Source organism: Cellulomonas telluris, assembly GCF_004886325.1.
Taxonomy (GTDB): Bacteria; Actinomycetota; Actinomycetes; order Actinomycetales; family Cellulomonadaceae; genus Cellulomonas; species Cellulomonas telluris.
Window position 1 is genome coordinate 499723 of record NZ_QXFN01000002.1, and the last position, 22686, is coordinate 522408.

Consider the following 22686-nt stretch of genomic DNA (forward strand, 5'->3'; position numbering starts at 1 on the left):
TCGCGAGCGCCGGGCGCCGGCGTCTCGGTCGCGCGGCCGACCGCCCCGCCCCGGGCCGCGCCGCCTCCGTCCCGGGGACGAGCCGCAGGATCGGCCGCCCGCCCGAGGTGGCGGCACCCCCCGCCCGCCTAGGTTCGTCACCAGGTGGTCCGGCACGGCGCCGGACCGGGCGAGGAGGGACGACCATGCTCGAGCTGCAGGGCGTCAGCAGGTCCTTCGGGGACCGGCGCGTGCTCGACGACGTGAGCTTCACGGTCGGTCAGGGCCGGCTCACGGGGTTCGTGGGCGGCAACGGCGCAGGCAAGACGACGACGATGCGCATCATCCTCGGCGTCCTGGCGCCGCACGCGGGGACCGTCACGCTGGACGGGCGGCCGCTGGACGGCGCCCGCCGCGCCCGCTTCGGCTACATGCCGGAGGAGCGCGGTCTGTACCCGAAGATGAAGCTCGCCGAGCAGCTGACGTACCTGGCGCGGCTGCACGGCTTCGACAAGGGCGCCGCGGCGGACCGCGCCCACGACCTCATCGACCGCCTCGGGCTGACCGAGCGGGCGGGCGACCCGGTCGAGAGCCTGTCGCTGGGCAACCAGCAGCGCGCCCAGGTGGCGGCGGCGCTCGTGCACCAGCCGGAGGTGCTCGTGCTGGACGAGCCGTTCAGCGGGCTCGACCCGATGGCGGTCGAGGTCGTGCAGAGCGTGCTCGCCGAGCGGGCCGCGCAGGGCGTGCCGGTGCTGTTCTCCTCGCACCAGCTCGACGTCGTCGAGCGGCTGTGCGACGACCTCGTCATCATCGCGGGCGGCCGGATCCGCGCCGCGGGGTCCCGCGAGGAGCTGCGCCGGGCGCACGCGACCGAGCGGCACGAGATCGTCGTCGCCGGCGACATGGGCTGGCTGCGGGACGAGCCGGGCGCGCGCGTCGACGAGCTCGCCGCCGGCTCGGCGGTGTTCGAGGCCGACGAGGCGACCGCGCAGCGCGTGCTGCGCGAGGCCCTGGCCCGGGGGCCGGTGCAGTCGTTCGCGCCGCTGCGCCCCTCCCTCGCGGAGATCTTCCGCGAGGTCATCACGGACGAGGAGCCGGCCGACGCCGCCGGCCGCACGCAGGAGCTGGAGGCAGCCCGATGAGCACCACCACGTCGCACCGCGCCCCGCAGGCGCCGTCCCTCGGGCGCGCGACCCTGCTGGTCGCCGAGCGCGAGATCACCTCGCAGGTGCGCTCGAAGTCGTTCCTCATCTCCACCGCCGTGCTGCTGGTCGCGATCCTCGCGGGGATCGTCATCAGCGGCCTCATGAGCCAGCGCGAGCCGGGCACCACGCCGGTCGCCGTGGTCGCGTCGGTCGCGGACAGCGTCTCCGGGTCCGACCTGCTCGAGGTCACCGAGGTGGCCGACCGCGAGGCCGCGGAGGAGGCCGTGCGGTCCGGCGACGTGGACGCCGCCGTCGTGCCCGGCGGCGAGCCGCTCGGGGTGCAGGTGCTCGCGATGGACGCCGCGCCGGACGCGGTCGTGGGCGCACTCACGGTCGCACCCGAGGTCGAGCTGCTCGACCCGGCCCCGGCCGACGGCGGGCTGCGCTACCTGATCACGTTCGCGTTCGGCCTGGTGTTCATGACGTCCGTGATCGGGTCGGGGTCGATGATCGCCCAGAACACGGTCACCGAGAAGCAGTCCCGCATCGTCGAGATCCTGCTGTCGGCCGTGCCGGCGCGGGCGCTGCTCGGGGGCAAGATCCTCGGCAACTCGGCGGTCGCGCTGGGGCAGACGGCCGCGATCGCGGCGGTCGCCGTGCTGGGGCTCGTCGTCACCGGCCAGGACGACGTGCTCACGCTGATCGGGATGCCGCTGGCGTGGTTCGTGGTGTTCTTCGCGATCGGCTTCGTGCTGCTGGCGGGCATCTTCGCCGCGAGCGCCTCGCTCGTCTCCCGGGTCGAGGACACGGGCTCGGTCCTGCAGCCGGCGATCTGGCTGACGATGGTGCCGTACTTCCTCGTCGTCTTCTTCAACGACAACGAGCTGGTGCTGCGGATCATGTCGTACGTGCCGTTCACGGCCCCGGTGGGCATGCCGGTGCGCCTGTTCCTCAACGAGGCGTCCTGGTGGGAGCCGCTGGTGGCGCTCGTGGTCCTCGTCGCGGCGACGCTGGCGATCACGGCGCTCGCGGCACGGGTCTACGAGCGGTCGGTGCTGCGGATGGGCGGCCGCGTCGCGGTGCGCGAGGCCCTGGCGCGGTCGGCGGACGCCTGACCTCTTGACGTCCCGGTCCGGCCGGACCAATACTTAAGCAATCGCCTAAGTATTGGTCCGGCCGGTCGTCGTCCGGGCCCCGACCCGGAGGAACCCCCATGACCGGTACGACCCCGACCCAGGCCCGCTCCGTCGCCCACTCGACGTTCGTCATCGAGCGCACGTTCGACGCGCCCGTCGCGCGCGTGTGGCAGGCGTTCGCCGACCCGGAGCAGAAGCACGCGTGGTTCGGCACGAGCGACGACTGGACGACCACCGAGGACACCGACGACTTCCGCGTGGGCGGCACGGCCGTGAGCGAGGGGGAGTTCCACGGCGGGCCCGTCAGCCGCTACGTCGCCACCTACACCGACGTCGTCGAGCACGAGCGGTTCGTCCTCACCTACGACATGTGGCTCGACGGTGCGCACATCTCCACCTCGGTGGCGACCTACGAGCTCGCGGCCGACGGGGACCGCACCCACCTGCGCTACACCGAGCAGGGCGTCCACCTCGACGGGCACGACAGCGCCGAGCAGCGCGAGGAGGGGACGCGGGGCATCTTCGACGCCCTGGCGGTGCACCTGGGAGGATGAGCCCGACATGGCTCACCTGCTCGGCGCGGACAGCGTCCACCTCACCCTCGGCACCCGCACCCTCCTCGACGGCGTCAGCCTCGGCGTCGACGACGGCCAGCGCATCGGCGTCGTCGGCCCCAACGGCGCCGGCAAGTCGACGCTGCTGCGCGTCCTCGCCGGCCGGCAGTCGCCGGACGACGGGCGCGTCACCCGTGCGGGCGGGACGCGCGTCGCCCTGCTCGACCAGCGCGACGACCTCGGCTCGGGCACGGTCCTCGAGGCCGTGCACGGCACCGCGGACGCGCACGAGTGGGCGTCGGACGCGCGCATCCGCTCGGTGCACGCCGGTTTGCTGGCCGACGTCGACCTGGGCGCCGACCTGGCGACGCTGTCCGGCGGGCAGCGTCGCCGGGTGGCGCTCGCCGCGCTGCTCGTCCGCGACGACGAGGTGCTGGTCCTCGACGAGCCGACCAACCACCTCGACGTCGAGGGCGTCGCGTGGCTCGCCCGGCACCTGAGCGAGCGGTACGCCGGGAGCTCGGGCGCGCTGGTCGTCGTCACGCACGACCGCTGGTTCCTCGACGCGGTCTGCACCCGCACGTGGGAGGTCCACGACGGCGTGGTCGACCAGTACGAGGGCGGGTACGCCGCCTACGTCCTGGCCCGTGCCGAGCGGGCGCAGCAGGCCGCGACGGCGGAGACGAAGCGGCAGAACCTGCTGCGCAAGGAGCTGGCGTGGCTGCGCCGCGGCGCACCCGCCCGTACGTCCAAGCCGCGGTTCCGGCTCGACGCGGCCGCCGCGCTCATCGCCGACGAGCCGCCGCCGCGCGACTCGCTCGAGCTGGCCCGCACCGCGACCGCACGGCTCGGCAAGGACGTGCTCGACCTCGAGGACGTCACGTACGCGCTCCCCGACGGCCGCGTCCTGCTCGACCGCGTGACGTGGCGCCTCGGGCCGGGGGACCGGTACGGCGTCGTCGGCGTCAACGGCGCCGGCAAGTCGACGCTCCTGCGCCTGCTCACGGGACGCGCCGAGCCGACGTCGGGGCGCGTGAAGCGCGGCAAGACCGTGAAGGTCGCCGAGCTGCGGCAGGACGTCGAGGACCTCGACGAGGTCGCCGACCTGCGCGTGACCGAGGCGGTCGAGCGTGAGCGGCGCACCACCGTGGTCGGCGGCAAGGAGCTCACCGCGGCCCAGCTGGTCGAGCGGCTCGGGTTCACGCGCGAGCGGGCCCGCACGCCCGTGCGCGACCTGTCCGGCGGCGAGCGGCGGCGGCTGCAGCTGCTGCGCCTGCTGGTCGGCGAGCCGAACGTGCTCCTGCTCGACGAGCCGACGAACGACCTCGACACCGACACGCTCGCCGCCGTCGAGGACCTGCTCGACGGGTGGCCCGGCACGCTCGTCGTCGTCTCGCACGACCGGTACCTGCTCGAGCGTGTCTGCGACCGGCAGGTGGCGCTGCTCGGGGACGGCCAGGTGCGCGACCTGCCCGGCGGCGTCGAGGAGTACCTGGAGCGGCGCGCGGCGGCGCTCGCGGGTGCCGGCGCGCCGTCGCTCGGGGCACCGGCGGCTGCTCCGGCGCCGGACGGCGCGTCCGCGGCGGGACCGTCCGCGGCCGACGTGCGCGCGGCCCGCAAGGAGGTCACCCGCATCGAGCGACGGCTCGAGCGCATCGCCGCGCTCGAGGCCGACCTGCACGACCGCATGGCCGCGCAGGCGACCGACCACCAGGCCGTCCTGGCGCTGGACGCCGAGCTGCGGGCGCTCGCCGCCGAGCGCGAGGAGCTCGAGGCGGCGTGGCTGGAGGCCGCCGAGGTCGTGGGGTGAGCCCCGTGGGCACGGGGCGCGAGGACGAGGGTGGGCCGGGGGCCGACCTGGACCGCGTCTTCCAGGCGCTGTCCGACGGTACGCGCCGGGCCCTCGTCGAGCGGCTCGCCCAGGGCCCGGCGTCGGTGAGCACCCTCGCCGAGCCGCTGCCCATGTCGCTGCCGGCGGTCACGCAGCACCTCGGGGTGCTCGAGCAGGCGGGGATCGTCACCTCGGCCAAGCTCGGGCGGGTGCGCACCTACCAGCTCGTGCCGGACGCCGTGCGCCCCGCGCTGACCTGGCTCGACCGGCACCGGCTGCCCGCGGAGCAGCGGCTCGACCGGCTCGCGGCACTGGTCCGGCAGCCACCGGCCTGACGCGCCGGCCGGTCAGGCCCGCCGCAGGGCGCCGACCGCGACGGTGTGCGCGACCGCCATCGTCGACAGCAGCGCCGCGACGACGAGCAGCGGGCCGGTCCAGCCGCCCGTCGCGTCGTGCACGGCACCGAGGGCGCTCGGGGTCACGGCGGCCACGGAGTAGCCCACGGTCTGCACCGTCGCCGACATGCGCCGCGCGGCCGCCGGCGACCCGGCCACGGTCGCCACGACCGTGAACACCACGACGAAGTTCGCCGCCTGCGCGAGGCCCGCCAGCGTCGACCACACGGCCCAGCCGCCCGGCGCGAGCAGCAGGCCGAGCGGCAGGGCCAGCCAGCACGCCGCGATCGTCACGACGACCGCACGGGGCGCGAGCCGCTCCCGGGCCAGCAGCGGCGGGACGACGACGCTGCCCACCACGCCGAGCACCTGGAACACCGCGGCACCGGCGCCCGCACCGGCGCGGGTCAGCCCCGCCTCGTCGTGCAGCACGGACGGCAGCCAGGCGGTGGTCCCCATGTACGCGGCCGACTGCCCGGCGAACGCGACGACGAGCAGCCACGTCACGGGCCGGCGCAGCACCGACGGCACGGCGGGGGCGACGGGCGGGCCCGGCACCGGGGCCGACGCGTCCGGCACGGCCTCGTCCGCGACGGGGACCGGCCGCGCCGCGACCCCACCGGACGCGCGCGCGTGCACCCGCGCCCACACGGCGAGCGCCACCACCACGAGCAGTCCCCACGACGTGAGGGCCCAGCGCCAGCCGACGAGGTCCGCGAGCGGCGCGGTGCCGAGGGTCGTCAGCGCAGCGCCGCCGTTCATCACGGCCGAGTACAGGCCCATCACCCGCGGCACGCGGGTCGGGAAGTCACGTCCGATGACGAGCGGCACGCCGACGTTGCAGACCGTGATCGCGGCGCCCAGCACGGCGGTGCCGACGAACGCGCCGGGCGTCCCGCCGAACGAGCGCAGGAGCGTCCCGGCGAGGATCGCGAGCAGCGCCGCGGCGAGCATCCGGGTCGTGCCGGCGCGGGCCAGCGCGACCGCGGCCAGCGGCGTCACGGCCGCGAAGCACAGCACCGGCACGCCGGTGAGCAACCCGGCCGCCGCCGGGGTCAGCGCCAGGTCGGCGCTGATCCGGTCGACCACGGGCGCGAGCGCGGTGATGGGCCCGCGCATGTTGAGCGCGACCAGCAGCAGCGCGGCGAGCACCGCCCCGCCGGCGGCGTGGCGCGCGCGGGAGGTCACGAGCGGTCGAAGAGCGTGAGCACGTCCCGCAGCAGGTCCGCCAGCCGGTCCCGGTCGGCCTCGGGGAGGTCGCCGATGAGGGCGCGCTCGACGTCGAGCAGGTCGGCGAACGCCTCGTCGACGCGGCGCAGCCCCGCCGGCGTGAGCTGCACCAGCACCCCGCGGCGGTCGTCGGGGGAGGGCTGGCGCTCGACGAGGCCCTGCTCGGCCAGCCGGTCGATGCGGTTCGTCATGGTCCCGCTCGTCACGAGCGTCTGCGTGAGCAGCGCGCCGGGGGACAGGCGGTAGGGGGCGCCGGCGCGGCGCAGCGCCGCGAGCACGTCGAACTCCCACGTCTCGAGGCCGTGCCGCGCGAACGCGCCGCGGCGGGCCAGGTCGAGGTGGCGCGCGAGCCGGCTGACGCGCGAGAGCACCGTGAGGGGTCGCACGTCGAGGTCGGGCCGCTCCCGCTCCCACGCGAGCACGATGCGGTCGACCTCGTCCTGGGGCGCGCGGCCAAGGTCGGTCTCGGCCATGGTCGAAGGGTAGTCGCCGCCGCGACGTCCCCGTGCCGTCCGACGGGTGACCGCGCCGGGCGCGTCAGGGACGCGCCGCCCCCTGGCCCTCGGGGGCCTTCGTGAGGGACGGCCGCCGCTCCAGCCCGGACAGCCCGTTCCAGGCGAGGTTGACCAGGTGCGCCGCGACCTCCGCCTTCTTGGGGCTGCGGGCGTCGAGCCACCACTGACCCGTCAGGGCGACCATGCCGACGAGCATCTGGGCGTAGATCGGTGCGGTGCGCCGGTCGAGCCCCTGCTTGGTGAACTGGTCGGCGAGCAGGTGCTCGACCTGCGTGGCCACGTCGCCGATGAGGCTCGAGAACGTGCCCGTCGCCTGCGCCACGGGGGAGTCGCGCACGAGGATGCGGAACCCGTCCTCCGACGTCTCGATGTACGACAGCAGCGCGAGGGTGGTCCGCTCCACGAGGACCTTCGGGTGCCCGCCGCCCTCCAGGGCGCCGGTGAGCGCGCTGGTCAGCGCCTGGATCTCCCGGTCGACGACGACCGCGTAGACGCCCTCCTTGCCCCCGAAGTGCTCGTACACGACCGGCTTGGACACCGCCGCACGCGCCGCGATCTCCTCGACGCTCGTGTTGTCGAAGCCCTTCTCGGCGAACAGCCGGCGGGAGACGTCGAGCAGCTGGGCCCGGCGCTGCACCCCCGTCATCCGCGAGCGGGGGGCGCGCTTGCTCTCCGAGGCCATGGCGCCATTGTGCCGTGCGGCCCTGGCAGACTGGGCGGCTGGTCCGCCCTGGTGTAACGGCAGCACGCAGGCCTTTGGAGCCTTGCGGTCCAGGTTCGAATCCTGGGGGCGGAGCCCGCGCCAGCGCGCTCCGCGGGCCGCCGGGCCGCCGGACCGACGGGGGTGCGGGAGGGACGATGACGTTCTGGATCTGCGCGACGTGCGGCGTGGAGCACGCGGACCGGCCCGACGTGTGCGCGATCTGCGCGGACGAGCGGCAGTGGGTGCCGGCCGACGGCCAGCGCTGGACGACGCTCGACGAGCTCGCCGCGCCGGGGACGCGGGTCGACGTGCACGAGCTGGAGCCCGGCCTGCTCGGCCTGACCACGGCGCCCGCCGTGGGCATCGGCCAGGAGGCGAAGGCGCTGCGCACCCCGGACGGGGTCGTGCTGTGGGACCCGCCCGCGTTCCTCGACGACGCGGCGGTCGCGGCGGTGCGGGCGCTCGGGCCCGCCGTGGCGGTGGTCGCGAGCCACCCGCACATGTACGGCGTGCAGGTGGAGTGGAGCCGCGCGCTCGGGGACGCTCCCGTGCTCGTCGCCGAGAAGGACGCGCACTGGGTCGCGCGCCCCGACCCGGCCGTGACGACGTGGGCGGGCGAGCGCGCGCTGCTGCCCGGGGTGGTGGTGAGCCAGCCGGGCGGGCACTTCCCCGGCAGCGCGGTGCTGCACTGGGCGGCGGGCGCCGGCGGGCGCGGCGTGCTGCTCAGCGGCGACACGGTCTTCGCCAACCCCGACCGGACGAGCGTGAGCTTCATGCGCAGCTACCCCAACCGGATCCCGCTGTCGGGCGCGGTCGCGCAGCGCGTCGCCGAGCACGTCGCCCGGCGCCCCTTCGACCGGCTCTACGACAACTTCGCGGGCGGCGTCGTGCCCCGCGACGCGCTCGACGCCGTGCGCCGCTCGGCCGCGCGGCACGCCGCCTGGACCCGCGGCGACCACGACGACCTGACCTGACGGGGAGCCACCCCCCGGTGCGACCGCCCACGGGTCCGGCCGCGCCCGCCGTCAGGCGTCCCCGGGGCAGCCGCACACCTCGTCGCCGCGGCAGGCCGGTGCGTGGCGGCGCGGCCCGGGCGGCCCGGCCGCGGCCCGCGCCGCCGCCACGGCGAGCGCGACCGCGAGGGCGGCGGCCGTGACCGCGGCGGCGAGGGCGAGGAGCGTGAGCATGACCACAGGCTCGGGCTGCCGACCGTCACCGCGGGAGTGGCAGAGGTGCCAACGCGCGTACGGATCCTGCCGTCGTCCCCGGTGTCGTCGCAGCGTGCGGGCACGCGCGGGTGCGCCCGCCCGGCCGTGCGGGTGCCGGCAGGAGGGCCGGCCGGCACGCGACCGTCCCGCCGGAGCGTCCCGTGCGCGGCGGTAGAGTCCCAGTGACGCACGACGACCCGGCCCGTTCCCGGGCACGACGCGAGGAGCACCCACTGGTGGACGTCCCCCGCCCCGCAGCCGTCATCGTCCTCGCAGCGGGTGAGGGCACACGGATGCGCTCGGCAACACCGAAGGTCCTGCACACGCTCGCCGGCCGGTCGATGGTGGGCCACGCGCTCGCCACCGCCCGGGCCCTGCAGCCCGAGCGGGTCGCCGTGGTGGTCCGGCACGAGCGCGAGCGGGTCGCCGCGCACGTGCTCGAGCTCGACCCCGACGCGCTGCTCGTCGACCAGGACGACGTGCCGGGCACCGGCCGCGCCGTGCAGGTCGCGATGACAGCGCTCGACGCCGCCGCGCAGGCGGCCGTGGCGCAGGTCGCGGGGGAGTCGGTCGACGCCGACGGCGGCTCGGCCGCGCACTCGGTGCTCGACGGCGCGGTCGTCGTCGTCGCCGGCGACGTGCCCCTGCTCGACGCGGGCACGCTGACCGAGCTGCTCGCCGCGCACACCGCGGACGGCAACGCGGTCACGGTGCTCACCACGGAGGTCGCCGAGCCCACCGGCTACGGGCGCATCCTGCGCCAGCCCGGCACGGGCGACGTGCTCGGGATCGTCGAGGAGAAGGACGCCGACGACGAGCAGCGCGCGATCACCGAGATCAACACCTCGGTGTACGTGTTCGACGCGGCGGTCCTGCGCGCCGCGCTCGCCCGCCTGGGCCGCGACAACGCCCAGGGGGAGGTGTACCTGACCGACGTGCTCGCGATCGCGCGCGGCGACGGCGGGCACGTCCGCGCGCTGCGCACCGACGACGCCATGAGCGTCGAGGGCGTGAACGACCGCGTGCAGCTCGCGGTGCTGCGCGCCGAGCTCAACCGCCGCCTGCTGGACGACTGGATGCGCGCGGGCGTCACCGTGGTGGACCCCGCGACGACGTGGGTCGACGTCGACGTCGAGCTCGAGCGGGACGTCACCCTGCTGCCGAACACGCAGCTGCACGGCGCGACCCGCGTCGGCGAGGGCGCGACGGTCGGCCCCGACACCACGCTCACCGACGTCGAGGTCGGCGCGGGCGCGACGGTCGTGCGCACGCACGGCTCGCTCTCCGTCATCGGCGAGGGCGCGACGGTCGGCCCGTTCGCCTACCTGCGCCCCGGCACCGACCTCGGCGCCCAGGGCAAGATCGGGACGTTCGTCGAGACGAAGAACGCCCAGATCGGCACCGGCTCGAAGATCCCGCACCTGTCCTACGTGGGCGACGCGACGATCGGGGAGCACTCCAACATCGGCGCCGCGTCCGTCACCGTGAACTACGACGGCGTGAACAAGCACCGCACGGTCATCGGCTCCCACGCGCGCACCGGGTCCGACAACATGTTCGTCGCCCCGGTCGTCGTCGGTGACGGCGCCTACACCGGTGCGGGGACCGTCGTGCGTCGGGACGTGCCGCCGGGTGCGCTGGCGGTCAGCGCGGGGTCGCAGCGCAACATCGAGGGGTGGGTCGTGCGCTCGCGCGCGGGCACCCCGGCCGCCGAGGCGGCCGCGCGCGCCCGCGGCACGCAGGACATCGGCGGGCTCTCGCCGCAGGCCCGCGCCGAGCGCGAGCGCGCCGCCGCGGCGGGCGTGCGGCTGACCCCGCCGCCGGACCTGCCGGGGCAGCCCGCCCGGCTGGCGGACCCCGACGACGAGGGCACCACGACGACCGAGGGAACCACGCGATGACCGGCATCACCTCCAGCGACGGCGAGAAGCGCCTGGTCCTCGCCTCGGGGCGCGCGCACCCCGAGCTCGCGCAGGACGTCGCCGAGCACCTCGGCGTCGAGCTCCTGCCGACCACGGCGTACGACTTCGCCAACGGCGAGATCTACGTGCGGTTCGGGGAGTCCGTGCGCGGCGCGGACGCGTTCGTCCTGCAGTCGCACTGCTCGCCGATCAACCAGTGGGTCATGGAGCAGCTGCTCATGGTCGACGCCCTCAAGCGGGCCTCGGCCAAGACGATCACGGTCATCGCGCCGTTCTACGGCTACTCCCGCCAGGACAAGAAGCACCGCGGACGCGAGCCGATCTCGGCCCGCCTCATGGCCGACCTGTTCCTCACCGCGGGTGCCGACCGGATCATGAGCGTCGACCTGCACGCCGCGCAGACGCAGGGCTTCTTCGACGGCCCCGTCGACCACCTGTGGGCGCAGCCGATCCTGGTGGAGTACGTCCGCACGCGCGTCGACACCTCCAACGTCACCGTGGTCTCGCCCGACGCCGGCCGCATCCGGGTCGCGGAGCAGTGGGCCGCGAAGCTCGGCGGCGGCCCGCTCGCGTTCGTGCACAAGACCCGCGACGTGCGCAGCCCGAACAAGGCTGTGTCCAACCGCGTCGTCGGCGACGTCGAGGGTCGTTCGTGCGTCATCGTCGACGACCTCATCGACACCGCCGGCACGATCGCCGGTGCGGTGCGCGTGGTGCTCGAGGCCGGTGCGAAGGACGTCATCGTCGCGGCCACGCACGGCGTGCTGTCCGACCCGGCCGTCACGCGCCTGCAGGAGTGCGGTGCGCGCGAGGTCGTCATCACGGACACGCTGCCCATCGCGGAGGAGAGCCGCTTCCCGCAGCTGACGGTCCTGTCGATCGCACCGCTGCTCGCGCGGGCGATCCGCGAGGTCTTCGACGACGGCTCGGTGACCTCGCTGTTCGACGGCAACGCCTGACGCCCGCTCGTCCGGACGCCCCGGCACCGGCGGTCCCCGCGACCGTCCGGTGCCGGGGCGTCCTGCGTCCGGCCGGTCCGGGCGTCCGGGTGGTCCCGGGCGCCCCTGTCCCGCGCACCCGGTGCGGCCGGGTAGACTCCTCAGGTTGCCTCGGCGAGGGACGACGGACGGTCGACCGGAAGCACCACCTCCGGCACGGCCCCCGGCTCCGTGATCGACTGGGTGGACCCGCCTCCGCGTGCCCGTCCTGCGTCCCGCGTCGAGGCCACCGGGCCCCGTGCCCGATCCCGGTCGGCCCCGCCGGCCCCAGTCCGTCCGCCCGCACACATCGCGCGCCCGCCCTCCCCGGTGTGGTGCGCCCCGCCACGCAACGAGGAGTCGCAGTGTCCGACGTCAAGCTCGCCGCCACCGCCCGCACGGAGTTCGGCAAGGGCGCCGCCCGCCGCCTGCGCCGCGCGCACCAGATCCCCGCCGTCCTGTACGGGCACGGCACGCAGCCGGTGCACGTCGCCCTGCCGGGCCACGAGACCATGCTCGCGCTCAAGCACACGAACGCCCTGTTCGAGATCGACCTCGACGGCGAGACGACGCTCGCGATCGTCAAGGACGTCCAGCGCGACGTCGTCCGCCAGGTCATCGAGCACGTCGACCTGCTGGTCGTCCGCCGCGGCGAGATGGTCTCGGTCGACGTCCCGGTCGTGGTGACCGGTGAGTCCGCCCCGGGCACCATCCACGTCGTGGAGACCCAGACGCTGTCGCTCGAGGCCGACGCCACGAAGCTGCCGTCGTCCGTCGAGGTCACGATCGACGGTCTCGCCGCCGGCTCGTCCGTCACGGCCGGGCAGGTCGTCCTGCCCGAGGGCTCCACGCTGATGAGCGACGCCGAGCAGGTCGTCGTCGCGATCTCCTCGCCGCAGGCCACGGCCGACGACCTGGCCGCCGACGCCGCCGCCGCGGACCTCGCCGCGGTGCAGTCCGCCGCGTCGGCCTCCGAGGGCTGAGACCCCCGCACCGTCCGCCCGACGCCCGGTACCGTCCGACGGTGCCGGGCGTCGGCGCGTCCGCACCCCGCCGCACCCCACGGAGGACACCCCCATGACCGACGGACCCTGGCTCGTCGTCGGCCTCGGCAACCCCGGTGACCGGTACGCCGGCAACCGTCACAACGTCGGCCAGATGGTGCTCGACGAGCTCGCGCGGCGCGTCGGTGCGTCGTTCGGGGCGGGGAGGTCGGGCGGCCTGCTGTCGCGGCGGCCGCAGGCCGCCGTCGCGGAGGCGCGCCTCGGCGTGCTGCCGGGCGGCGCCCCGGGTCCGCGCGTCGTGCTCGCCAAGCCGACGACGTACATGAACACGTCGGGCGGCCCGGTGTCGGCGCTCGTCAGGTACTACGACGTGCCGCTCGAGCGCGTCGTCCTGGTGCACGACGAGCTCGACATCCCGTTCGCCGACGTACGCCTCAAGCGCGGCGGCGGCGAGGGCGGGCACAACGGCCTGCGGGACACCACGAAGGCGCTGGGCACGAAGGACTACCTCCGGGTGCGCGTCGGCGTCGGGCGCCCGCCGGGCCGCATGGACCCGGCCGACTTCGTGCTGCGCGACTTCGCGAAGACGGAGCTGAAGGACCTGCCGTGGCTCGTGGACCGCGCGGCGGACGCGGTCGAGGCCGTCGTGCTCGAGGGGCTGGAGCCCGCGCAGCAACGTTTTCACACCAAGGGCTGACAGCCGGGTGACCGTCAGCCGAAGCCTGCCCGCGGACCGGGTGAAAACGGACATCTAGGACTATCGACCCACCAGAACCGGCACATAACCTCCGAACCGGACGATTCGTACGTTTCGGTGGTGGGGGCCATGTCGATCCTGGAAGACCCGTCGGGGGATGCCGCAGTCTTCGTCGACCGGCGGAGGCCGTCCGGCGGCCCCCGGATCTCCTGGGCGTCGGCCACCCCGTACGTCGAGCACCCGCGCGAGCCGCTCGCGGCGCTCGACGCGGACAACTGGGCCACGGCGAGCGCCGGCTACGCGCGACGGGTCGCGCTGGGGGACCTGCTCGTCGCCGCCGTGGTGGTGCCGGTGCTCGTGGTGGTGTGCGCCCCCTACGTGCGCGGGGAGCCCTGGTGGGCCCTGGTGGCCGTCGCGGCGTTCCTCGCCCTGGTCGCGCTGTTCCGCGGGTACGACCGGCGCTCGCTGGGCTCCGGCGCCGTGGAGTACCAGGCCGTGCTCCGGGCCGGCGTCGGCTCGGCCGCGGCCGTGGCCATCGGCGGCGTGGCGCTGGGCGAGCTCCTGCCGCGCGGGCTCGTCGCGGCGACCGTCCTGACCCTGACCGCCGGGTCCCTCGTCGCACGGCACGTGCAGCGGCGCCGGCTGCACCGTCGCCGGACGTACGGGGCCGCGATGGCGCGCACGGTCGTGGTCGGCGACGCCGCGTCGGTGCACCACGTCATCGCGGACCTGCGCGGTGCGCCCCACCACGGCTACCGCGTCGTGGGGGTGTGCCTGCCCTCGATCCAGGACGTGCCTCCGCAGGACGGCGCACCGACCCTGGGGGCGCTCGCCGACATTCCGCAGGTCGCCTTCGACCACCGGGTCGACGTCGTCATCGTCACGGGCTCCGAGCTGTCGGGCGAGGCGCTGCGCCGCCTCTCGTGGGCGCTCGGTCGGATGGGCGTGGACCTCGTCGTGGCCCCCGGTCTGGTCGAGGTCCTCGGCCCGCGCATCCAGCTGCGGCCGACCGCGGGCCTGTCGCTGCTCTCGGTGGAGACGCAGGCGCCCCGCCGTCGCATGCTCGCGAAGTCCGCGCTGGACCGGGCTCTCGGTGCGCTGCTCCTGCTCGGCGCCCTGCCGGTCGTCCTGGCCGCCGCGCTCGCCGTGCGGCTCAGCAGCCCCGGCCCCGCGTTCTTCCGCCAGGAGCGGATCGGGGTCGACGGCCGCGCCTTCACGCTGTGGAAGCTGCGCAGCATGTACGTCGACGCGGAGGCGCGGCGGGCCGCGCTGCTGGGCAGCAGCGACCGCGACGGGCTGATGTTCAAGATGCACCGCGACCCGCGCATCACCCCGGTGGGCCGGCTGCTGCGCCGCTACTCGGTGGACGAGCTCCCGCAGCTGTGGAACGTGGTGCGCGGTGACATGTCGCTCGTGGGGCCGCGGCCGCCGCTGCCCTCGGAGGTCGCCGAGTACGAGGACGCGGTCTTCCGCCGCCTGCGGGTGCGGCCCGGGCTGACCGGCCTGTGGCAGGTCAGCGGCCGCGCGGACCTGTCGTGGGAGGAGTCGGTGCGGCTCGACCTGCGCTACGTCGACAACTGGTCCGTCGCCATGGACCTGCTCATCCTGTGGAAGACGGGGCGGGCCGTGTTCGGCGGGTCCGGGGCGTACTAGCGCCGGTCCCGGCCGCGCGGCCTCAGCCCTCGTCGCGGGGCCGCAGGGTGCCGTCCGTCTCCACGTACTCCGCCCCGGTGGCCGGGCACCGCCACACCCCCTCGGTGCCGGTGGCCTCGAGCGGCTCGCCCGCGTGCCCGACCCAGCGGATGCGACGGGCCGGCACGCCGGCGACGAGCGCGAAGTCCGGCACGTCCGCGATGACGACCGACCCGGCCGCGACGAGCGCCCAGCGGCCGACCGTCACGGGCGCGACGCAGACGGCGCGCGCGCCCACGGACGCCCCGGTGCGGACCGTGACGCCGACGGCGTGCCAGTCGTCGGCCGACTTCAGGGCGCCCTCGGGGGTCACCGCCCGCGGGTAGTGGTCGTTGGTGAACACGACGGCCGGGCCCACGAAGACGCCGTCCTCGAGCACCGCGGGCTCGTAGACGAGCGCGTGGTTCTGGATCTTGCAGCGGTCGCCCACGACGGTGCCGGGGCCGATGTACGCGCCGCGCCCGACGATGCAGTCGCGCCCCACGACGGCGTCCTCGCGCACCTGCGCGAGGTGCCACACGCGGGTGCCCGCGCCGAGGGTCGCGCGCGCGTCGACGTCGGCCGTCGGGGCGACCGTGGCGGGTGTGGTGGGCACGTCCGTCTCCTTCTGCCGGGGAACGATCGTGCCAGACGCGACCCGCCGGCGTCCCCGGTGTCACGAGGGGTGAAGCCGCCCGGTCAGCAGGGTGATATCTGCATGCATCTGCATCGAACGTCCAAGTTGCCCCATATCGTCCCGTATCAGCACGCCCCCCGCACAACCTTCCCTGACGACCGCGCACGGAGCGCGGGACCAGGAGCTCGACGGCTGGAGCAGCCCCCATGTCCCTGCGCCCCTTCCCCCGGCGGGTCGCCGCACTGCTCGCGACGGCGCTGGTCGGCTCGTCCCTCGCGGTCGCGGGCGCCGCCTCGCCCGCGTCCGCCGCGGACCCCTGCGGCACGGGCGGCAACCCGGTCGCGTGCGAGAACGCCAAGCCGGGCACCCCGCCGACGGTGTGGGACATCCAGGGCGCGGGGTCGGACGCCATCCAGGGTTTCGCGACGGACATGTCCGTGAACGTCGGCGGTCGGATCGACTTCAAGATCGACACCGAGGCGGCCGCGTACACCGTGGACGTCTACCGCACCGGCTGGTACGGCGGCCTCGGCGCCCGCAAGGTCGCGTCCGTCGAGCCCTCGGCGCCCCTGCCCCAGCACCAGCCCGAGTGCATGCCCGACGCGACGACGGGGCTCTACGACTGCGGCGCCTGGGCGGTCTCCGCGAGCTGGACGGTCCCCACGACCGCCGTCTCGGGGGTGTACGTCGCGCGGCTCACCATCCCCGCGACGGGGCAGGCGAGCCACATCACCTTCGTGGTGCGGGACGACGCGAGCCGCTCGGAGGTCCTGTTCCAGACCTCGGACACCACCTGGCAGGCGTACAACTCCTACGGGGGCTCGAGCTTCTACCGCGGCGTCCCCGCCGGGCGCGCGTACAAGCTCAGCTACAACCGTCCGTTCGCCACCCGCGCCGGGATCACCGCGCGGGACTTCTACTTCGGCGCCGAGTACCCGATGGTGCGCTTCCTCGAGCGCAACGGGTACGACGTGTCCTACATCGCCGGCGTGGACGCCGACCGGCGGGGCGACCTCATCCGCAACCACGAGGTCTTCCTGTCGGTGGGGCACGACGAGTACTGGTCGGGGGCGCAGCGCGCGAACGTGCTCGCGGCCCGCGACGCCGGCGTCCACCTCGCGTTCTTCAGCGGCAACGAGATGTACTGGCGCACCCGCTGGGAGCCGAGCGCCGCCGGCCCGCCGACGGACCACCGGACGCTCGTCAGCTACAAGGAGACGTGGGCGAACGCCAAGATCGACCCGGCCGCGGAGTGGACGGGCACGTGGCGCGACCCGCGCCTCGCGAGCACCGCCGCGGGAGCCGGGATCCCGGAGAACGCCCTGACCGGCACGATGTACATGTCCAACTTCTCGGACCTGCCCGTCACGGTCTCCGCCGCGGAGGGCCGCTACCGGCTCTGGCGTCACACCTCGCTCGCGTCCCTGGCGAGCGGCACGTCGGCGGAGCTGGCGCCGCACACCGTCGGCTACGAGTCCAACGAGGACGTCGACAACGGGTTCCGGCCGGCCGGGCTCGTGCGGCTCTCGACCACGACCGGGGCGGTGCCCGAGTACCTGCGGGACTTCGGCAACGTCGTGAGCCCGGGCACGACCACGCACCACGTGACGCTGTACCGCGCGGCGAGCGGCGCACTCGTGTTCTCGGCGGGGTCGGTCCAGTGGTCGTGGGGCCTGGACCAGGAGCACGACGGCGACGGCGCCCCCGCCGACCCGCGCATGCAGCAGGCGACGGTGAACCTCCTCGCCGACATGGGCGTGCAGCCCGCGACGCTCATGCCGGGGCTCGTCGCCGCGACCGCCTCGACGGACCGGACGGCGCCGACCGTGAGCATCACGTCGCCGACCGCGGGCGCCGCCCTGGCGAACGGCACGACCCTCGCGGTGTCCGGCACGGCGTCCGACGTGGGCGGCCGCGTCGCGGGCGTCGAGGTCTCGCTGGACGGCGGCGCGACGTGGCACCCGGCGACGGGCACGACGTCCTGGTCGTACTCGGGCGTGCTGCCGGGCTCCGGGGCGAGCCGGGTCCTGGCCCGCGCGACCGACGACTCCGCGAACACCGGTGCGCCGGCGGCGCGCTCGGTGACGGTCTCCTGCCCCTGCACGGTCTTCGGGACGCGGGTGCCCGCGACGCCGGCGGCGACGGACGGGGGCGCGTACGAGCTCGGCCTGCGCTTCACGCCGACCGTCTCCGGGTACGTCACCGGTGTGCGGTTCTACAAGGGCGCGGGCAACACCGGCACCCACACGGGCACCCTGTGGTCCGCGACGGGCACGCCGCTGGCCTCGGCCGTGTTCGGGTCGGAGACGGCGAGCGGCTGGCAGACCACGACGTTCACGTCCGCCGTGCCCGTCACGGCCGGGACGACGTACGTCGTGTCGTACACGGCGCCGAACGGCCACTACGCGACGGAGGCCGACGCGTTCTGGTACCGCGGCGTCACGGCACCGCCGCTGTCGGTGCCCGGCGGGTACGGCACCCCTCCGCCGGGCGTGCACGGCGCCCCCGGACGCTTCCCCACGTCGTCGTGGAAGTCGTCGCACTACTTCGTGGACCCGGTGTTCTCCCTCACGGACACCACGCCGCTCACCGCCGCGCCCGTCTCCCCGGTCGCGGGCGCGTCCAGCGTCCCGGTGGGGGCGACCGTGCGGGCGGTGCTGTCGAAGGCGGCGTCGAACGTGTCCCTGTCGCTCGCGACGGACACGGGTGCGGCGGTCGCCGGCACGTCCTCGTACGACGCCGCCACGCGGACCGTGACGTTCACCCCCGGCCAGCCCCTGGCGCCGTCCGCCACGTACCGCGCCCGCGTCACGGCCACCGCGCTGACCGGCACGACGTCCTGGACCTTCCGCACCGCCGCACCCGCCCAGGTGCCCGGCGCGCGGACGGTGTCGCTGTACGACGACGCGGACCAGCCGACGCTGCTGCAGGACGCCGACACGGTGCCCGTCACGCTCGGCGTCCGCTTCGCGAGCAGCGTCGCGGGCACGGTCACGGGCGTGCGGTTCTACAAGGGGCCGAACAACACCGGTCCGCACGTCGGGGCCCTGTGGGCGGTCGGCGGGACCAGCCCGCTCGCGCAGGGGACGTTCGTCGACGAGTCGGCCACCGGGTGGCAGACGCTGACGTTCGCGTCGCCGGTGCGCATCGCGAAGGACACCGAGTACGTCGCGTCGTACCGCACGACCGTCGGGCGCTACTCGGCCCGCGTGAACGAGTTCGCCGGCGCGGGCGTGCAGCGCACGCCGCTGCGGACGGCGGCGAACAGCGGCCAGTTCTCGTACGCGGACGGGTACCCGTCGTCGCGGAGCTCGACGAGCTACATGGTCGACGTCGTGCTCGTGCGGGACCCGATGCCGCTCACGGTCGTGTCCACGACGCCCGCCGCGAACGACCCCGGCTCGTCGGCCGTCGCGCCGGTGACGCTCACCGCGAGCACCCCGCTCGCCGAGGGGTCCCTGGCGCTGGCCGCCGGCGCGACCGCCACGCCGGGGACGAGCGCCGTGTCGCCCGACGGGCGGACCCTCACCTTCACCCCGTCCGCACCCCTGGACCCGCAGACGGCGTACACGGCGACCGCCTCGGGGCTGCGGTCCACCGAGGGGTCGACCCTCGCCACCACCACGTGGTCGTTCACGACGGCGGGCCCCAGCGGCTGCCCGTGCACCCTCTTCGGCGGCAGGACCCCCGCGACCGCGGCGTCGGCCGACGCCGACCCGGTGGAGGTCGGCGTGTCGTTCACGCCGACCGAGCCGGGGCTCGTCACGGGCGTGCGGTTCTACAAGGGGTCCGGGAACGGCGGCACGCACACCGGCACGCTCTGGAGCGCGACAGGTGCCGTGCTGCGCACGGTGACGTTCGACCAGGAGTCCGCGAGCGGCTGGCAGACGGCGCTGTTCGCGCGGCCCGTCGAGGTCGTGCCGGGCACGACGTACGTCGTCTCCTACCTCGCGCCGCAGGGGCACTACTCCGTGACGACGGGCGACTTCACGGCCGACCGGACCGTCGGACCCCTCATGACGCCCGCCGCGGGCAACGGCCGCTTCCGCTACGGCGGCGGCTTCCCCACCAGCACGTGGGGCCAGGCGAACTACTTCGTCGACGTCGTGTTCACCCCCGCCCCGCCGAGCCCGCCGGTCGTCACGGCGCAGACGCCGGACGGCAGCGTCCGGGACGCGTCCCTGTCGTCCACGGTGCGCGCCACGCTGTCGAAGGCGCCCGCGGCGGGCACGCCGACGATCGCGGTGACGAGCCCGAACGGGCCCGTCGCCGGGACGAGCACGTGGGACCCGGCCTCGCTGACCGTGACGTTCGCGCCGACCGGCCCGCTGCCGCCGGGGCTCGACCTCACCGCGACGACCACCGTGGACGGCACGGCGGTCGAGTCCGGGACCTGGACGTTCCGCACGACGTCGGCCGCGCAGCTGTGGTCGGACCGCGAGACGCCGGCGCACCCGGCGTGGAACGACACGGCGGACGTGCAGGTGGGCGTGCGGTTCACCCCGGACCGGCCGGGGACCGTCACTGCGGTGCGGTTCTACAAGGGAGCTGCGAACACGGGCGCCCACACGGTCATGCTGTGGGACCAGGACCGGGCGCTGCTCGCGCAGGCGCCGTCGACGGCGGAGACGGCGGGCGGCTGGCAGACGGTGCCGCTGCCGGCGCCCGTGCCGGTGGTCGCCGGACGCACCTACACGGCGTCGTACCGCTCGACGACGGGCCGGTACGCCATGACCTCGGGCGCGCTCGCGGGCGCCCGGTCGAACGGCCCGCTGACCACCGCGGTGCCCGGCGGGGCGTACGTGTACGGGACGGGGTTCCCGGCCGGGTCGTCGACGACGTCCTACGGCGTCGACCTGGTGTTCGAGCCGGCCGGGTAGCGGCCGCGCCCCTTGCGCCCAGCACCCGCTGTTCACCCGGCCGCGGGGGTGAAAATGTCCGGAATCGGCGGACATGCACCGTCTGACCGGAAACACTGGCAGCCGACCGAGGAGGGCGGGGCATGAGCGAACAGCTGCGGGCGGCCGTGATCGGGGCCGGGTACTGGGGGCCGAACCTGGCGCGGAACTTCCGCACCAGCCCGGACTGGGACCTGGTGGCAGTGTGCGACCTGGACGAGGACCGGGCGCGGAAGGTGGTCGGTCCGCGCTCGACGGTGGACGTGACGACGGACGTGCACGCGCTGCTGGCGCGCGACGACGTCGACGCGGTCGCGATCGCGACGCCGGCCCGCACGCACGCGCCGCTCGTGCTCGCGGCGCTCGAGGCCGGCAAGCACGTGGTCGTCGAGAAGCCGATCGCCGACCGGGGCACCGCGGCCCGCGAGATGGTGCGCCGGGCGGCCGAGCTCGACCGCGTCCTCATGGTCGACCACACCTTCTGCTACACCGCGCCGGTGCTGAAGATGCGCGAGCTCGTCGCGGACGGCGCGCTGGGCGACGTGCACTTCGTCGACTCGGTGCGCATCAACCTGGGCCTCGTCCAGCCGGACGTCGACGTGTTCTGGGACCTCGCGCCGCACGACCTGTCGATCCTCGACTTCGTGCTCCCGGGCGGTCTGGTGCCCACCGCGGTCGCCGCGCAGGGGGCCGACCCGCTCGGGGCCGGGCAGGCCTGCGTCGGGTACCTCACGCTGCCGCTGCCGGACGGCGCGATCGCCCACGTGCACGTCAACTGGCTCAGCCCGACGAAGATCCGCCGGATGGTCATCGGCGGCAGCAAGCGGACGCTCGTGTGGGACGACCTGTCCCCGCAGCAGCGGCTCACCGTGTACGACCGGGGCGTCGACCTGGGCCAGTCGCTGTCCGACAAGACGCAGGCCAACGTCTCCTACCGGCTCGGCGACGCGTGGGCGCCCGCCCTGCCCGAGCGCGAGGCGCTCGGCGTCATGGTCGCCGAGCTCGCCGCCGCGATCCGCGAGGGCCGCGCCCCGCGCACCGACGGACACGCGGGGCTGCGCGTGCTCGACGTGCTGGAGTCCGCCTCGCTCAGCCTCGCCGACGGCGGCCGGCTGACGCCGGTGCGCACCGACGCCGCCACCCCCGCCGAGACCCCGCTGGAGACCGTCGCATGACCACGCTCACCGGAGCCCGCGCCCTCGTCACCGGCGGCGCCGGCACCATCGGCTCCACGATCGTCGACCAGCTCCTCGACGCGGGCGCGGCGCACGTGGTGGTCCTCGACAACCTCGTGCGGGGGCGGCGCGAGAACCTCGCCGGCGCGCTCGCCACCGGCCGGGTCGAGCTCGTCGAGGGCGACCTGCGCGACCGCGACCTCGTGCACGACGTGACCCGGGGGCAGGACCTGGTCTTCCACCAGGCCGCCATCCGCATCACGCAGTGCGCGGAGGAGCCGCGGCTCGCCCTCGAGGTGCTCGTCGACGGCACGTTCACGGTCCTCGAGGCCGCGGCCGAGCACAAGGTGGACAAGGTCGTCGCGGCGTCGAGCGCGTCCGTGTACGGCCTCGCGGAGCAGTTCCCGACGGGGGAGCGGCACCACCACCACAACAACGACACGTTCTACGGCGCGGCCAAGTCGTTCAACGAGGGCATGGCCCGCAGCTTCCGCGCCATGTACGGCCTGGACTACGTGCTGCTGCGCTACTTCAACGTGTACGGGCCGCGGATGGACGTGCACGGGCTGTACACCGAGGTGCTCGTGCGCTGGATGGAGCGCATCGCGGACGGGCTGCCGCCGCTGATCTTCGGCGACGGCCGCCAGACCATGGACTTCGTCGTGACCCGTGACATCGCGCGCGCCAACCTGCTCGCCGCGAGCAGCGACGTCGTCGACGGGGTCTACAACATCGCCAGCGGCACCGAGACGAGCCTGCTGGAGCTCGCGCACGCGCTGCTGCGGGCCATGGACTCCGACCTCGAGGTCGAGCACGGCCCCGAGCGCGCGGTCAACGGCGTCTCCCGCCGGCTCGCCGACACCACGGCGGCGCGCGTCGACCTGGGATTCGAGGCCGAGGTGCCGCTCGAGGACGGGCTGCGCGAGCTGGTGGCCTGGTGGCGTCCGCTGCGCGAGGAGATCGCCGCCGGACGCGCCCTGAGCCGGGCGGGGGCCGCGTCGTGAGCCGC

The 22686-nt window shown here is 75.1% G+C and carries 19 protein-coding genes, 1 tRNA gene and 1 pseudogene; 16 read left to right on the forward strand and 5 right to left on the reverse strand.

The genetic code is table 11. The annotated features are described in order from the left end of the window. Positions 1 to 185 precede the first annotated feature (185 nt). The 6 genes and pseudogenes from FB586_RS07545 (at position 186) to FB586_RS07565 (ending at position 4980) form a co-directional block, all read left to right on the forward strand. The gene (locus FB586_RS07545; RefSeq protein WP_136518692.1) at positions 186 to 1121 is read left to right on the forward strand and encodes an ABC transporter ATP-binding protein; all 936 of its coding nucleotides are present in this window, start codon (positions 186 to 188) and stop codon (positions 1119 to 1121) included. Continuing rightward, on the forward strand, positions 1118 to 2239 hold the full coding sequence (locus tag FB586_RS07550; RefSeq protein WP_136518693.1) for an ABC transporter permease: 1122 nt from the start codon (positions 1118 to 1120) through the stop codon (positions 2237 to 2239). Before FB586_RS07545 ends, FB586_RS07550 begins: the two co-directional genes overlap by 4 nt. 98 nt (positions 2240 to 2337) lie before the next feature. Beyond that, a complete protein-coding gene (locus FB586_RS07555) occupies positions 2338 to 2814 on the forward strand; it encodes an SRPBCC domain-containing protein (protein WP_136518694.1) in 477 nt (158 codons plus the stop codon). A gap of 7 nt (positions 2815 to 2821) precedes the next feature. Further along, a pseudogene (locus FB586_RS20310) lies at positions 2822 to 3287 on the forward strand (ATP-binding cassette domain-containing protein); the annotation flags it as partial. 23 nt (positions 3288 to 3310) lie between these two features. Then, a complete protein-coding gene (locus tag FB586_RS07560; RefSeq protein WP_370741057.1) occupies positions 3311 to 4624 on the forward strand; it encodes an ABC-F family ATP-binding cassette domain-containing protein in 1314 nt (437 codons plus the stop codon). Continuing rightward, complete coding sequence (locus tag FB586_RS07565) at positions 4621 to 4980, forward strand: ArsR/SmtB family transcription factor (RefSeq protein ID WP_246036624.1); 360 nt, start codon at positions 4621 to 4623, stop codon at positions 4978 to 4980. Before FB586_RS07560 ends, FB586_RS07565 begins: the two co-directional genes overlap by 4 nt. 12 nt (positions 4981 to 4992) lie before the next feature. On the opposite strand, the gene FB586_RS07570 is transcribed toward FB586_RS07565, so the two are convergent. From FB586_RS07570 to FB586_RS07580, 3 genes are all read right to left on the reverse strand, one after another. Beyond that, on the reverse strand, positions 4993 to 6228 hold the full coding sequence (locus FB586_RS07570; protein ID WP_246036625.1) for an MFS transporter: 1236 nt from the start codon (positions 6226 to 6228) through the stop codon (positions 4993 to 4995). Further along, positions 6225 to 6743 (reverse strand): MarR family winged helix-turn-helix transcriptional regulator, encoded by a 519-nt coding sequence (locus FB586_RS07575; protein WP_136518696.1) that lies wholly within the window; start codon positions 6741 to 6743, stop codon positions 6225 to 6227. The genes FB586_RS07570 and FB586_RS07575 overlap by 4 nt, the downstream gene beginning before the upstream one ends. Positions 6744 to 6807: 64 nt before the next feature. Then, a complete protein-coding gene (locus FB586_RS07580) occupies positions 6808 to 7431 on the reverse strand; it encodes a TetR/AcrR family transcriptional regulator (protein WP_136518959.1) in 624 nt (207 codons plus the stop codon). Between the two features lie 78 nt (positions 7432 to 7509). Here FB586_RS07580 and FB586_RS07585 point away from each other — a divergent pair. Further along, a tRNA-Gln gene (locus FB586_RS07585) sits at positions 7510 to 7581 on the forward strand. Between the two features lie 62 nt (positions 7582 to 7643). After that, the gene (locus FB586_RS07590) at positions 7644 to 8462 is read left to right on the forward strand and encodes an MBL fold metallo-hydrolase (protein WP_136518697.1); all 819 of its coding nucleotides are present in this window, start codon (positions 7644 to 7646) and stop codon (positions 8460 to 8462) included. Between the two features lie 51 nt (positions 8463 to 8513). Here the strand turns inward: FB586_RS07590 and FB586_RS19385 are convergent, their stop codons facing one another. Beyond that, entirely contained in the window at positions 8514 to 8675 is a 162-nt protein-coding gene (locus tag FB586_RS19385; protein WP_168800493.1) for a hypothetical protein, read from the reverse strand. 257 nt (positions 8676 to 8932) lie between these two features. Between FB586_RS19385 and glmU the strand changes: the two genes are divergently transcribed. The 5 genes from glmU (at position 8933) to FB586_RS07615 (ending at position 14949) form a co-directional block, all read left to right on the forward strand. After that, positions 8933 to 10597, forward strand: a complete 1665-nt coding sequence (gene glmU / locus FB586_RS07595) for a bifunctional UDP-N-acetylglucosamine diphosphorylase/glucosamine-1-phosphate N-acetyltransferase GlmU (protein WP_136518698.1) — start codon at positions 8933 to 8935, stop codon at positions 10595 to 10597. Then, positions 10594 to 11577: a ribose-phosphate diphosphokinase gene (locus tag FB586_RS07600; protein ID WP_136518699.1), complete on the forward strand. Its 984-nt coding sequence runs from the start codon at positions 10594 to 10596 to the stop codon at positions 11575 to 11577. The genes glmU and FB586_RS07600 overlap by 4 nt, the downstream gene beginning before the upstream one ends. 383 nt (positions 11578 to 11960) lie before the next feature. Further along, positions 11961 to 12578 carry a 50S ribosomal protein L25/general stress protein Ctc gene (locus FB586_RS07605; protein ID WP_136518700.1) on the forward strand — a complete coding sequence of 206 codons (618 nt, stop codon included), beginning with the start codon at positions 11961 to 11963 and terminating at the stop codon, positions 12576 to 12578. Positions 12579 to 12672: 94 nt separating this feature from the next. Further along, entirely contained in the window at positions 12673 to 13296 is a 624-nt protein-coding gene (gene pth, locus FB586_RS07610; RefSeq protein ID WP_136518701.1) for an aminoacyl-tRNA hydrolase, read from the forward strand. A 129-nt stretch (positions 13297 to 13425) separates the two neighbouring features. Then, positions 13426 to 14949: a sugar transferase gene (locus tag FB586_RS07615; protein WP_136518702.1), complete on the forward strand. Its 1524-nt coding sequence runs from the start codon at positions 13426 to 13428 to the stop codon at positions 14947 to 14949. Positions 14950 to 14971: 22 nt separating this feature from the next. Here FB586_RS07615 and FB586_RS07620 read toward each other — a convergent pair whose 3' ends face one another. Then, positions 14972 to 15583 carry an acyltransferase gene (locus tag FB586_RS07620; protein ID WP_136518703.1) on the reverse strand — a complete coding sequence of 204 codons (612 nt, stop codon included), beginning with the start codon at positions 15581 to 15583 and terminating at the stop codon, positions 14972 to 14974. Positions 15584 to 15810: 227 nt separating this feature from the next. On the opposite strand from FB586_RS07620, the gene FB586_RS07625 reads away from it, so the two are divergent. The 3 genes from FB586_RS07625 to FB586_RS07635 all read left to right on the forward strand — a co-directional run bounded on the left by FB586_RS07625 (position 15811) and on the right by FB586_RS07635 (position 22681). Next, entirely contained in the window at positions 15811 to 20484 is a 4674-nt protein-coding gene (locus tag FB586_RS07625) for a DUF4082 domain-containing protein (protein ID WP_136518704.1), read from the forward strand. 122 nt (positions 20485 to 20606) lie between these two features. Next, positions 20607 to 21677, forward strand: coding sequence for a Gfo/Idh/MocA family protein (locus FB586_RS07630; protein WP_136518705.1), 1071 nt, complete (start codon positions 20607 to 20609; stop codon positions 21675 to 21677). Beyond that, positions 21674 to 22681, forward strand: a complete 1008-nt coding sequence (locus tag FB586_RS07635) for an NAD-dependent epimerase/dehydratase family protein (protein WP_136518706.1) — start codon at positions 21674 to 21676, stop codon at positions 22679 to 22681. The genes FB586_RS07630 and FB586_RS07635 overlap by 4 nt, the downstream gene beginning before the upstream one ends. Positions 22682 to 22686: the final 5 nt, after the last annotated feature.

Bases quoted from the DNA above. Each gene is read 5' to 3' on its own strand.
- FB586_RS07545 (WP_136518692.1), top strand. From the start codon at position 186: ATGCTCGAGCTGCAGGGCGTCAGCAGGTCCTTCGGGGACCGGCGCGTG.
- FB586_RS07550 (WP_136518693.1), top strand. From the start codon at position 1,118: ATGAGCACCACCACGTCGCACCGCGCCCCGCAGGCGCCGTCCCTCGGG.
- FB586_RS07555 (WP_136518694.1), top strand. From the start codon at position 2,338: ATGACCGGTACGACCCCGACCCAGGCCCGCTCCGTCGCCCACTCGACG.
- FB586_RS07575 (WP_136518696.1), bottom strand. From the start codon at position 6,743: ATGGCCGAGACCGACCTTGGCCGCGCGCCCCAGGACGAGGTCGACCGC.
- FB586_RS07580 (WP_136518959.1), bottom strand. From the start codon at position 7,431: ATGACGGGGGTGCAGCGCCGGGCCCAGCTGCTCGACGTCTCCCGCCGG.
- FB586_RS07590 (WP_136518697.1), top strand. From the start codon at position 7,644: ATGACGTTCTGGATCTGCGCGACGTGCGGCGTGGAGCACGCGGACCGG.
- FB586_RS19385 (WP_168800493.1), bottom strand. From the start codon at position 8,675: ATGCTCACGCTCCTCGCCCTCGCCGCCGCGGTCACGGCCGCCGCCCTC.
- FB586_RS07600 (WP_136518699.1), top strand. From the start codon at position 10,594: ATGACCGGCATCACCTCCAGCGACGGCGAGAAGCGCCTGGTCCTCGCC.
- pth (WP_136518701.1), top strand. From the start codon at position 12,673: ATGACCGACGGACCCTGGCTCGTCGTCGGCCTCGGCAACCCCGGTGAC.
- FB586_RS07615 (WP_136518702.1), top strand. From the start codon at position 13,426: ATGTCGATCCTGGAAGACCCGTCGGGGGATGCCGCAGTCTTCGTCGAC.
- FB586_RS07625 (WP_136518704.1), top strand. From the start codon at position 15,811: ATGTCCCTGCGCCCCTTCCCCCGGCGGGTCGCCGCACTGCTCGCGACG.
- FB586_RS07630 (WP_136518705.1), top strand. From the start codon at position 20,607: ATGAGCGAACAGCTGCGGGCGGCCGTGATCGGGGCCGGGTACTGGGGG.
- FB586_RS07635 (WP_136518706.1), top strand. From the start codon at position 21,674: ATGACCACGCTCACCGGAGCCCGCGCCCTCGTCACCGGCGGCGCCGGC.